An 8,723-nucleotide genomic window follows, 5' to 3' on the forward strand; every position below is an offset into this window, starting at 1 on the left:
GCCGAGCTTCTCGATCGCTTCCATCAGCGCGGGAGGGGGCGGCCCCTGGCCCTCGGCGGACTTGACCATGGTCATGAACTTCACGACTGGACCTCCTCAGTGAGCCTCACGTCGGGAGCGGGAAGCATCGTCCGCGGTCCCAACACGAGACGTCGCACTCGTCCATCGCTCAGCACCAGCGCTCCCCACAACAGCACCGCGACATAGATGGGGAAGAGCAGGTGCGTGAACAGAGGGTCCTCGATTCTGAAGTGTGTCGCCACGGCGCCCCCCAGGTATCCGGTGAGCATGAGCGCTCCGAGCACCGCCGTGCGCGGGATGACATAGAGCGCGACGCAGACCAGCTCGATGACTCCGATCGCGAGCACCGAGTGCTCGGGATAACCCAGCCGGGCGCTGCCTTCGATCACCGCCGGCACCTGCAGCAGCTTTCCGATGGCGTCGAACGTCAGGAACGATACCGCGATACCCCACATGGCGCGCGCGGCCCAGACACTTCTCCTCGACGGCTTCATGACTCCCTCCTCGTCCGAGCCGGATGGCCGGCCACTTTGGCCGGCCTTACGCTCGGCTTCACCCATGCGACGAACGAGCGGGAGGGAAATCGACAACGGAGTTCTCGGAGATCAGACCGACGCTTCTCGCCTCTTGTTCATCCACCAGTAGAACGGCAGACCGAAGCAAAGGCCTCCGAGCAGGGACAGCACCACGAACCACGGCCATTTGTATCGCCCGGGCGGGGTGCGCGCGAAGTACACCGCGAGGATCGCGAGCGTCAGCGCGGCGTCGAAGATGAATCCCAGCGCCAGCCGGTCCTCGAGCACGGCGCCGAGCCCGCGGTAGTCGTAGAGCAGCCACCATAGGAAGAGGCCGTCGCCGATGATGAGACCGATGAACGCGACCACGAGGAGCGCCATGAGCGGGTCCTCCAGAGGGCGTCCGCGGCTAGCGCAGGCCCTCGATGACGTGCAGATCGATGAGCTGCATGTAGTACGTATAGGCGTAGGCGGTGCAATCGGCGCTCGCGAACACGCGCGAGATGCGGTAGATGCCGGTGGGATCGGGAGGGGTGAGCTCGCGCCACACCGTGCACTCGTCGGTGTCGGGATCGAGCCGGTAGAGACGGCCGGGCTGCTGATCGATCTGGAAGATGAGCATCGAGCGGCCGTCGGGGAACCAGCGAATGATGCGGTCCTGAGGGCCGAGCGCCACGATCGGCCACGGATCTCCGCCATCGACGGGATAGGCGTAACACACCTGCTCGGCATTGTAGGTGGCGACCGCGCTGCCGTCCGGGAACACCTTGAGCCCTTCGCGGTAGATGATGCCTTCGGGACTGATGGCCTCGTAGCGACCGGTGGCGAGCTCGGCCACGTAGAGACGCGTGCCCTTTCCGCTCTCGCTGCCGGCGACCACCACGCGACGGTTGTCGGGCAGCCAGGCCAGGGAGTGCGGCATCAGGCCCGAGAGCGAGAGCGCGATCGGCTCGCCGACTCCCGTCGGCAGCAGCTCCACCTCGCTACTCTGATACTGCCGGACGACCGGGATTCGTTCGCCGTCGGGGGATAGGCCGCCGATCACGTATCCCTCGCCCAATCGCACGGCGGGCGAGCCATCGAGAGGACGCTGGTAAGCCGACCCGCCGCTGCCGCCGCCCTCGGCCGACTCACTCAGGATCGCGAAGCGGCCGTCCGACGAGAGATCGTGGAGCAGCGTCCAGTCGAGCCATGAGAGATCCCGCTCCCTCGCATCGCTGGCTGCGAGAGCGCTGATTCCCGCACGCTCGGTCCCATGCGCCACCAGCACGCGGCCGTCGCGTGCGATGTCGTGCACCGTGAGGTTGCTGGCGAGCTGCAGCACGCGCCGCACCTCGCCCTCGAGGTTCACGGCGTAGAGACCACGCGCCGCACCGCCGCGATCTGCGGTGAACCAGACCTCTTTGCCGCTGGCGGACCAGGCGATTCCTCGAATCGTTCCCCAATCCGACGAAAGGTGCCGAATGTCTCCCTTGCGATTGACCACGCTGATCGAGCCCGAATCGCTATTTGGGCTCGGGTGGTTGGCGAACGCGATCCATTCGCCGTCCGCGCCCATGCGAATCTGGCTCACCCATCCCGACGTCGAGAACAACGGGTTTCCGATCGGGTACTCGATGCGAATGCGGCCTTCCTTCTGGCGGACGACGGCGAGCTGGGTCCCGTCGGGGCTCCAGTCGGCGCCATGGACATCGTGCAGCACCTCGCGGGGAGCGCCGCCCATGAACGGGACGCGAGCGAGCGTCCCGCCGAGATCGAACACGCTGGAGAAGGTGGGTCGCAGCAGGAGGGCCTGCTCGTTCGAACGGGAGACCGAGAGAAGGCTGGCGCCCGGAATCCCCAGCGGCCCGGCCTCCGGATTGCCAAGGTGGTTCCGGAACAGCTCGAGGGGGCGGCCTTCCCAGGCCGCGGCGTAGCTCACCGTGCTGGCGTCGGAAGAGAAGCGCGCCGACCACACCATGCCGCGCCGAAAGGTGATCCGCTCATATCGAATCTCGTTCTCCACCCGCTCCACGCTGCGCTCTTCCTGCTTCGCCGACTGGGACAGCGTTTCGAGAGCAAAGGCGAGGTCCGCGGCGGACTGGAAGCGCTCGGTGGCGCGCTTCTCCACGCACCGGCGGATGATCGGCGCCAGTCCCGGAACGGCCGCCTTGATGTCGGCGGCCAGGTCGGGCAGGTCGTCCCGCAGGATGGCCGACATCGTTTCGCTCGGAGACTCGGCCTGGTAGGCGCGCCGGCCGGTGATCATTTCGTAGAGCACGAGTCCGAGCGCGAACAGGTCGCTGCGTGCGTCCGCTTCCTCGCCGCGCACTTGCTCGGGCGCCATGTAGCCGACGGTGCCCATCAGCATGCCGGGAACCGTGGTGGTCTCGAGCATCGACTCTGCGAGCTTCCCCGAATGCTCCGGCCGGGTGAGCTTGGCGAGGCCGAAGTCGAGGATCTTGACCCGCCCCTCGCGAGTGACGAAGAGGTTCGCGGGCTTGAGGTCGCGGTGAACGATTCCCTTGGCGTGCGCGGCGGCGAGGCCGTGGGCGATCTGCGCGCCGTAGTCGAGCGCCTTGCGCACCGGGAGGGAAGCCACCGCGAGACGCTCGGCCAGGTTCTCGCCCTCGAGCAGCTCGGAGACGACGTATGGCGCGCCCTCGCTGGTGCCGACGTCGTAGAGCGACACGATGTTGGGATGGTTGAGCGAGCCGGCGGCGCGGGCTTCCTGATCGAATCGACGCAGGCGAGTCTCGTCGCCGCTCAGGGCGACCGGCAGGATCTTGATGGCGACGTCGCGGCCGAGGCGCGGATCGCGCGCCCGGTAGACCTCGCCCATGCCCCCTTTGCCGAGCAGGGACTGCACTTCATAGCGGTCGATCCGGGTGCCGGCGGAGACGGACATGGACCGGACATTCTGGGGCGAGCCCCGAGGATCTGTCCAGGAAGGGCCAAGGATCGGGCGGCGGCCGGCCGATAACCAGGGAAGTCTCCAGAAATCTGAGCGGTCGCAAAGGCCGCGCACGGGTTATGCTTTTCGAGCAGGCGAGCCGAGCGTGGGGCGGGGCCTGCGCCAAGGACGGTTCCATGAAGCGTCTTCTGATGTACTCGCTGGTCGCCGTGCTGATGGTGGCGAGCGAGCCCGGCGTCGCAGCGGTGGCCGACCTCCTCCCGGTCGCCGCCGGCAGCTCCGGAGCCATGGCCGCGGTGATCGGCTGGCTCACCTCGGGAGCCGACGCGGGGATGATTCTTCCGGTCCTACCCGGTCGCTGAGAGCACACTCAGGCCGGACGGGGGTGCAGCCATGCTCCGCTCTTCGTTGGTCGCAGCTCTCCTCGCCGCGTGCCTCCTCGGCACGCCGGCGCTCGCGGATCACACCTCGGGAAACTGCGACACCGGGATCCCGGCCGACGAAACTCTCGGTTTCAATTGGTTCCCGCGCGGCGAGATCTTCTGCCCACTGATCGCCGATCCCAAGAGTGACGGGTCCTTTGCCAGCTACGTGCGCGGCACCTCGTCGTCACCCTTCGGCACCGACCTGGGATCGATCGGAGTCGGCGACCGGTTTACGATCGTGCGCTACAACGGTCCGCGCGTCGGCGAGGGCGTCGAGCTGGGGCTGGCGGCCAACGTCTATGCCCAGTTCGATCTCGATGCTCCATCCTACGATCTGATCAACGCCGATTACGTGATCGGCCTGCCGCTCACTTTCCGCCTCGATCGGTTCTCCGGTCGGCTGCGCCTCTACCACCAGAGCTCGCATCTGGGAGACGAGTTCGTGCTCCGGCCCGGAGTCGAGCGCGAGAACTTCGCGTTCCAGTCGGCGGAGGGGATTCTCGCGTTCGACATCGGTCCGATCCGCGCGTACGCGGGGGGCGAGTATCTCTTCGGCGAGACCCCGGGGAGCAGGATCACCAGCCTGGTCCACGGCGGTGTGGAGTTCCGCCAGGGCGGAGGCCTCGCGCCGTCCGGCAAGCTCGCGCGCGTGCGTCTGGTCGCGGGCGCCGATCTCAAGTCATCGGAGGAGCTGGACTGGGAACCCGCGGTGAGCGCGAGAGCCGGCTTCGAGTTCGGACGCCAGACGGGAGCGACGCATACCTCGCGACGCATCAGCCTGCTCGGCGAGTACTACGAAGGGGCTTCGCCCTACGGCCAGTTCTTCCGCGACAAGGTCTCGTACTACGGCGTCGGCCTTCACATCGGCCGCTAGTCGAGCTTGACGATCGTCGCCTTCGATTCCCGTTCCGCCGCCTTCAGTCGAACGAAGTAGACGCCGGCGGAGACGCGAGAACCGCGAGAGTCGCGCCCATCCCATGCGACGCTGTGAGGCCCGGATGTGAAGCGCCCGGTCGCCAGCGCCTTCACCTGGCGCCCGGCGAGATCGTGCACGCGAAGGTCCACGGCTCCGTCTTTCGGCAGGGTGAACACCACGTTCGCAGAACCGCGGAAGGGATTGGGTCCAAGCCTCAAGCTGAAGATTGGCGCGTGCGGATCGGGAGGAACATCCGTCGTGCTCGCCGGCTTGGCGTCGATCCCCAGCACGTGGTCGTTGCAATAGAAGCCGTTCCGCGCCACGGGCAGCTTGATGTTCGGGAAGCTCGCGCCGCCGCCGGTGAGACCGCTGTCGAAACGCTCGATCGACAGACAGATTGGGCAGGATAGATCCAGGACGAGCTGTTGCTGGTCACCGCTCACTTTATAGGAGCCGCCACCGACCAGATCGGCCGGGTATGTGTCATCGGAAATGAAGTCGAACATGACTGCGGTCACCCGGTAGTGCTGGAAGGTCCCGTCGAAGCCCTGGGGCTCGAGCTCGAAAGTGCCCAGCATGGCGTCCTGCGTCACCGCGGGACACTGACACGGCGGGAGACATCCGGCCCAATTCGACGACTCCTGTCCGAGTTGGTACCGAAAGGATTCGGCAGCAGTGCCCGGCGCCGGGCCGAGGGCCAGGACGAGAGGAAGAGCGAACAGCAGCACTTTCATGGCGACCTCCGAGGCTCCGGCGATGCGGGGTTCGAAGGGCGGATCAGGGCCGGAGACGGTGAGATTCTACGCCCGCCCGACGACCGCTTGCGAGCGCGAACCGCCTTCACGGCGCTGGCCGCGACCACGGGGGACCGCTAGGATGGCGGACCTTTCGAGGAGGTCGGCGTCCATGGAAGACCGTTTTCTCGAGTCGGTTCGCAAGTCGTTCCCGGCGGGCGGAGCCACGATCACGCTCGGCGCGCCGCTGCGCGAGGGAGAGTGCCATCCCGAGCCGCTGGTCACGGTCCCGCTGGCGATGATGAACCGCCACGGACTGATCGCCGGCGCGACCGGCACCGGAAAGACCAAGACGCTCCAGCTGATCGCCGAGCAGCTCTCGGCCGCCGGCGTTCCGGTGTTCCTCGCCGACGTGAAGAGCGATCTCTCCGGTCTGGGTGCGATGGGGGAGAGCGGGGAGCGCGTGGCGCAGCGCGCCCGCGACACCGGCTTCGACTGGAAGCCTCAGTCCTTCCCGCTCGAGCTGCTGAGCTTGTCCGGAAAGCGCGGCGCGCAGCTCCGCGCCACGGTGTCGTCGTTCGGTCCGCTGCTGCTCGCCAAGGTGCTCGGCCTCAACGAGACACAGACCAGCGTGCTCGGGCTGGTGTTCAAGTACTGCGACGACAAGCAGCTCCCGTTGCTCGACTTCGCCGACCTGCGAGCGGCGCTCCAGCACCTCAGCGGCGAAGGCGCCGCGGATCTCGCGGGTTACGGCGGCATGTCCAAAGCCTCGGTCGGCGTGCTGTTGCGCGAGATGGTGGAGCTGGAGCAGCAGGGCGCGGGAACGTTCTTCGGCGAGCCCGAGTTCGACCTGGATGACCTGATGCAGACCGAGCGCGATGGCCGCGGGCTCGTGAGCGCGCTCGAGCTGTCGGACGTCCAGGACCGGCCGGCTCTCTGGTCCACGTTCACGATGTGGATGCTGGCGCGGCTCTATCACGAGCTGCCCGAGGTCGGCGACATCGAGAAGCCGAAGCTCGTGTTCTTCTTCGACGAGGCCCACCTGCTGTTCCGCGGGGCGAGCCCGGCGTTTCTCGAGCAGGTCGAGCAGGTGGTCCGGCTCGTGCGCTCGAAAGGCGTGGGCGTGTTCTTCGTCACCCAGAGCCCCAAGGACGTTCCCGCCACGGTCCTCGGCCAGCTCGGCCACCGCGTGCAGCACGCGCTGCGCGCCTTCACCGCCGACGACGACAAGGCCCTCAAGGCGGCGGCGCGCACGTTTCCGAAGACCGAGTTCTACGACCTCGAAGAGACGATGACCACGCTCGGGATCGGCGAAGCGCTGGTCACCCTGCTCGGGGCCAACGGCGTGCCCACGCCGCCGGTCGCCACTCGGCTGGTGCCGCCGGCCTCGCGCATGGGACCGCTCAGCGAGGCCGAGCTGTCGCAGCGGTTGGCCGCGTCGAAGCAGGTGCAGGAGTACGCGCAGGCCATCGATCGCGAGAGCGCGCGCGAGATGCTCGCGGCGCGCATGGCGGGGCGCACGGAGGCCGCGCCGGCGGAGAAGCCCGCGCCGCGTCGCACCGCCGAGCCGGCGAGCACCTTCGAGCAGGTTCTGAAGTCGCCGCTCACCCGCAGCATCGCCACGACCGTGACCCGGGGATTGCTCGGCGCGCTCCTCGGGCCACCCCCGCGCCGCCGCCGCCGCTACTTCTAGGTGACCCGGTCGCGCCGCGCCGCGGCACCGCCACCCGCGCGGTCAGGCGCTCCCGAGCCGGCGCCGCCGCTCGCGCTCTCCAATCCGTGGCTCATCGGCGCCGCGCTGATCGCGTTCGCCTGCATCCTCTACAGCGTCACCTTCCGCATCATCGACTCGGACTTCTGGCAGCACCTGCTGGTCGGCCGCGTGATGTGGGAGCGGGAAACCATTCCGCGCGAGCACCTGTGGTCGTGGGTCAGCTACGGTCGGCCCGAGGTGCTGCAGTCATGGCTCTTCCGCTGGATGCTGTGGCCGTTCTACGGCAGCGGGGAAGTCGAAGGCCTCTTTGCGTGGCGCTGGATCACCACGCTCGCCGCGTTCGGTTTCGCCTGGGCGACGGCCCGGCGGCTCGGAGCTCGCGGCACGCTGCCGCTTCTCGTCCTGGTCTGGTGCGCGCTGGTCTATCGCTCGCGCTCGCAGGTGCGGCCCGAGACCCTCGCCGCCGTGCTCATGATGGCGGAGATCTGGCTGCTCGAGCGCGCTCGTCGCGGCCATGTCCGTGGCCTGTGGTGGCTGGCGCCCCTCATGTGGATATGGGCGAACGCCCACGTCTCCTACTTCATCGGCTTCGTGCTGATCGGTGTCCACGCGCTCGGCGTGCATCTCGGAAAGCGCGCCGAGGTCCCCGTCCCGAGCCCGCGCGAGTACACCGCAGCGGCCATCGCCATGGCCGCCCTGGCGGTCGCCAATCCGTTCGGCTGGCAACAGCTCTGGCAGCCGTTCGATTACGCGCTCCATCTGAGCCGGGAACCCCTGTTTCGTGGAATCGGTGAGCTGCTGCCCGTAAGCCCAAGCACCGGTTGGCGTCACGGGCTATGGCTCATGGTGGTGGGCTGGCCCGTTCTGGCGCTGGTTCACGCCCGGCGGCGCGGTGCGGACTGGGTCGAGCTGATCACCTGCGCCCTGGTCACCGCCTTGGCGCTTCCGAGCCAGCGCTTCCTGGGCGTCTACGCGCTGGTCGCCGCGCCTTACCTCGCGCGCGATCTCGAGCACTGGGTCCAGGCCCGGCAGTGGCCTCGGTGGACGCGCACCGCGGCGACGCGCGCGGCGCTCGCCGGAATCTCGTGCGTGTTGATCGGCCTTCCCGAGTGGTCGCGGCCTCTGCTCGAGCCGGGTGTCGGCATCGCGCTCGAGCGTTTTCCGGTTGCGGCCTGCGACTTCATGGAGCGAGCCGGCATCCGCGGCCGCGGCTTCGAGCACTTCCGGTTCGTCGGATATCAGGCGTGGCGATTCTGGCCCGACCGCGCGCGGCTGCCGTTCATGGACATCCACCAATCCGGTTCACCCGCCGATCGCGCCGCCTTCGCGGCGGCCTTCACCGATCCGTCCTCATGGGCCAACCTCGCGCGGCGCTACCAGCTCGATTACGTCCTGCTCGATCGCCGGCAGCGCTCCGGGGTGGAGCTGCTCGACGAGATCGATGCCGACACCACGTGGTCGCTGGTGTTCTTCGATGACACGTCCGCGCTCTACGCCCAGCGCGC

The 8,723-nt window shown here is 68.0% G+C and carries 8 protein-coding genes; 4 read left to right on the plus strand and 4 right to left on the minus strand.

Features of this window, described 5'->3' with window-relative positions; translation table 11 throughout:
- Positions 1-80 precede the first annotated feature (80 nt).
- The 3 genes from VFQ05_12100 to VFQ05_12110 all read right to left on the minus strand — a co-directional run bounded on the left by VFQ05_12100 (position 81) and on the right by VFQ05_12110 (position 3,423).
- A complete protein-coding gene (locus tag VFQ05_12100; protein ID HET9327506.1) occupies positions 81-515 on the minus strand; it encodes a DoxX family protein in 435 nt (144 codons plus the stop codon).
- Between the two features lie 111 nt (positions 516-626).
- Positions 627-917 carry a hypothetical protein gene (locus VFQ05_12105; GenBank protein ID HET9327507.1) on the minus strand — a complete coding sequence of 97 codons (291 nt, stop codon included), beginning with the start codon at positions 915-917 and terminating at the stop codon, positions 627-629.
- 28 nt (positions 918-945) lie between these two features.
- Positions 946-3,423: a protein kinase gene (locus tag VFQ05_12110; GenBank protein HET9327508.1), complete on the minus strand. Its 2,478-nt coding sequence runs from the start codon at positions 3,421-3,423 to the stop codon at positions 946-948.
- A gap of 182 nt (positions 3,424-3,605) precedes the next feature.
- Between VFQ05_12110 and VFQ05_12115 the strand changes: the two genes are divergently transcribed.
- Together VFQ05_12115 and VFQ05_12120 are read left to right on the plus strand one after the other, a co-directional pair.
- The gene (locus VFQ05_12115; GenBank protein ID HET9327509.1) at positions 3,606-3,791 is read left to right on the plus strand and encodes a hypothetical protein; all 186 of its coding nucleotides are present in this window, start codon (positions 3,606-3,608) and stop codon (positions 3,789-3,791) included.
- A 31-nt stretch (positions 3,792-3,822) separates the two neighbouring features.
- On the plus strand, positions 3,823-4,728 hold the full coding sequence (locus VFQ05_12120) for a DUF1207 domain-containing protein (GenBank protein ID HET9327510.1): 906 nt from the start codon (positions 3,823-3,825) through the stop codon (positions 4,726-4,728).
- Here VFQ05_12120 and VFQ05_12125 read toward each other — a convergent pair.
- Positions 4,725-5,504 (minus strand): FlgD immunoglobulin-like domain containing protein, encoded by a 780-nt coding sequence (locus tag VFQ05_12125; GenBank protein HET9327511.1) that lies wholly within the window; start codon positions 5,502-5,504, stop codon positions 4,725-4,727. The genes VFQ05_12120 and VFQ05_12125 overlap by 4 nt on opposite strands.
- A gap of 172 nt (positions 5,505-5,676) precedes the next feature.
- Here VFQ05_12125 and VFQ05_12130 point away from each other — a divergent pair, with 172 nt between their 5' ends.
- Positions 5,677-7,197, plus strand: coding sequence for a helicase HerA-like domain-containing protein (locus tag VFQ05_12130; protein HET9327512.1), 1,521 nt, complete (start codon positions 5,677-5,679; stop codon positions 7,195-7,197).
- A partial coding sequence (locus VFQ05_12135) for a hypothetical protein (GenBank protein ID HET9327513.1) occupies positions 7,198-8,723 on the plus strand: 1,526 nt, incomplete at its 3' end.

This window comes from Candidatus Eisenbacteria bacterium, from assembly GCA_035712145.1.
GTDB lineage: Bacteria > Eisenbacteria > RBG-16-71-46 > RBG-16-71-46 > RBG-16-71-46 > DASTBI01.

Bases quoted from the DNA above. Each gene is read 5' to 3' on its own strand.
- VFQ05_12100 (HET9327506.1), bottom strand. From the start codon at position 515: ATGAAGCCGTCGAGGAGAAGTGTCTGGGCCGCGCGCGCCATGTGGGGT.
- VFQ05_12105 (HET9327507.1), bottom strand. From the start codon at position 917: ATGGCGCTCCTCGTGGTCGCGTTCATCGGTCTCATCATCGGCGACGGC.
- VFQ05_12110 (HET9327508.1), bottom strand. From the start codon at position 3,423: ATGTCCGTCTCCGCCGGCACCCGGATCGACCGCTATGAAGTGCAGTCC.
- VFQ05_12115 (HET9327509.1), top strand. From the start codon at position 3,606: ATGAAGCGTCTTCTGATGTACTCGCTGGTCGCCGTGCTGATGGTGGCG.
- VFQ05_12120 (HET9327510.1), top strand. From the start codon at position 3,823: ATGCTCCGCTCTTCGTTGGTCGCAGCTCTCCTCGCCGCGTGCCTCCTC.
- VFQ05_12125 (HET9327511.1), bottom strand. From the start codon at position 5,504: ATGAAAGTGCTGCTGTTCGCTCTTCCTCTCGTCCTGGCCCTCGGCCCG.
- VFQ05_12130 (HET9327512.1), top strand. From the start codon at position 5,677: ATGGAAGACCGTTTTCTCGAGTCGGTTCGCAAGTCGTTCCCGGCGGGC.